This is a genomic window from Maribacter sp. 4U21 (genome assembly GCF_002742365.1).
GTDB lineage: Bacteria > Bacteroidota > Bacteroidia > Flavobacteriales > Flavobacteriaceae > Maribacter.
This window is the reverse complement of record NZ_MDGN01000005.1, coordinates 1-2349: the sequence shown is the minus strand read 5'-3', so window position 1 is coordinate 2349 and position 2349 is coordinate 1. Positions and strand designations below refer to the sequence as shown.

The window sequence follows — 2349 nt, the reverse complement described above, 5'->3', positions numbered from 1 at the left end:
GTACATCTGGTGTACCGTTGTCACATACCTGATAGGTAAATGAGTCCGTACCGTTAAAGTCTGCGTTAGGTGTGTAGGTTACTGTTCCATCAGGATTAATAACCACCGTACCGTTAGCTGGGGCACCTGTTATGCTCACCGATGCTGGGTCTATGCTGCCGCCATCCGCATTATCATTATCATTGGCCAGTATGTCTACTGTTACTGGGTTATCTTCATCTACCGTAGCCGTATCATCGGTTACTACTGGGGCATCTGACTCTTCTTCTACCGTTACAGTTACTGTGGCCGTCTGGCAGTCGCCAGCGTCATCACATACTTCATAGGTGAATGTGTCCGTACCGTTAAAGTTCGGGTTAGGTACATAGTTCAGGGTGCCATCTGGATTAATGGTTACTGTTCCGTTAGACGGTGCGCCTACTATGCTTAAGCTAGAAGGGTCTATGGTACCGTCTACGTCAGTGTCATTTCCTAGTACGTTTATGTCCACTCCACCTGCTGTGTCTTCTGTAAGCGTGGCCGTGTCATCTGTAATCACTGGTGAGTCATTCACAGAGTTCACCGTTACGTTCACAGTGGCCTCTTCACAATGTACATCTGGTGTACCGTTGTCACATACCTGATAGGTAAATGAGTCCGTACCGTTAAAGTCTGCGTTAGGTGTGTAGGTTACTGTTCCATCAGGATTAATAACCACCGTACCGTTAGCTGGGGCACCTGTTATGCTCACCGATGCTGGGTCTATGCTGCCGCCATCCGCATTATCATTATCATTGGCCAGTATGTCTACTGTTACCGGGTTATCTTCATCTACAGTAGCCGTATCATCGGTTACCACTGGGGCATCGCTCTGCGGATTAACCGTTACGTTCACAGTGGCCTCTTCACACTGTACATCTGGTGTACCGTTGTCACATACCTGATAGGTAAATGAGTCCGTACCGTTAAAGTCTGCGTTAGGTGTGTAGGTTACTGTTCCATCAGGATTAATAACCACCGTACCGTTAGCTGGGGCACCTGTTATGCTTACTGAAGAAGCGTCTATGCTGCCGCCATCCGCATCATCATTGTCATTGGCCAGTATGTCCACCGTTACCGGGTTGTCCTCATCTACCGTAGCCGTATCATCGGTTACTACTGGGGCATCTGACTCTTCTTCTACCGTTACAGTTACTGTGGCCGTCTGGCAGTCGCCAGCGTCATCACATACTTCATAGGTGAATGTGTCCGTACCGTTAAAGTTCGGGTCAGGTACATAGTTTAGGGTGCCATCTGGATTAATGGTTACTGTTCCGTTAGACGGTGCGCCTACTATGCTTAAGCTAGAAGGGTCTATGGTACCGTCTACGTCAGTGTCATTTCCTAGTACGTTTATGTCCACTCCACCTGCTGTGTCTTCTGTAAGCGTGGCCGTGTCATCTGTAATAACTGGTGAGTCATTCACAGAGTTTACTGTTACGTTCACAGTGGCCTCTTCACACTGTACATCTGGTGTGCCGTTGTCACATACCTGGTAGGTAAATGAGTCCGTACCGTTAAAGTCTGCGTTAGGTATGTAGGTTACTGTTCCGTCAGGATTAATAACTACAGTACCGTTAGCTGGTGAGCCTGTTATGCTTACTGAAGAAGCATCTATGCTCCCGCCATCTGCATTATCATTATCATTGGCCAGTATGTCTACTGTTACTGGGTTATCTTCATCTACTGTAGCTGTATCATCGGTTACTACTGGGGCATCTGACTCTTCTTCTACTGTTACGGTTACTGTGGCCGTCTGGCAGTCGCCAGTATCATCACAAACTTCATAGGTGAATGTGTCCGTGCCGTTAAAGTTCGGGTCAGGTACATAGTTCAGGGTGCCATCTGGATTAATGGTTACTGTTCCGTTAGACGGTGCGCCTACTATGCTTAAGCTAGAAGGGTCTATGGTACCGTCTACGTCAGTGTCATTTCCTAGTACGTTTATGTCCACTCCACCTGCTGTGTCTTCTGTAAGCGTGGCCGTGTCATCTGTAATAACTGGTGAGTCATTCACAGAGTTCACCGTTACGTTCACAGTGGCCTCTTCACACTGTACATCTGGTGTACCGTTGTCACATACCTGATAGGTAAATGAGTCCGTGCCGTTAAAGTCTGCGTTAGGTGTGTAGGTTACTGTTCCATCAGGATTAATAACCACCGTACCGTTAGCTGGGGCACCTGTTATGCTTACTGAAGAAGCGTCTATGCTGCCGCCATCCGCATCATCATTGTCATTGGCCAGTATGTCCACCGTTACCGGGTTGTCCTCATCTACCGTAGCCGTATCATCGGTTACTACTGGGGCATCTGACTCTTCTTCTACCGTTA

The 2349-nt window shown here is 47.9% G+C and carries 1 protein-coding gene; it reads right to left on the bottom strand.

Going from position 1 to position 2349, the window contains the following annotated elements; genetic code table 11:
* Positions 1-2349: Ig-like domain-containing protein (locus tag BFP77_RS00840; protein WP_143751811.1), on the bottom strand; the 2349-nt coding region annotated here is incomplete at both ends.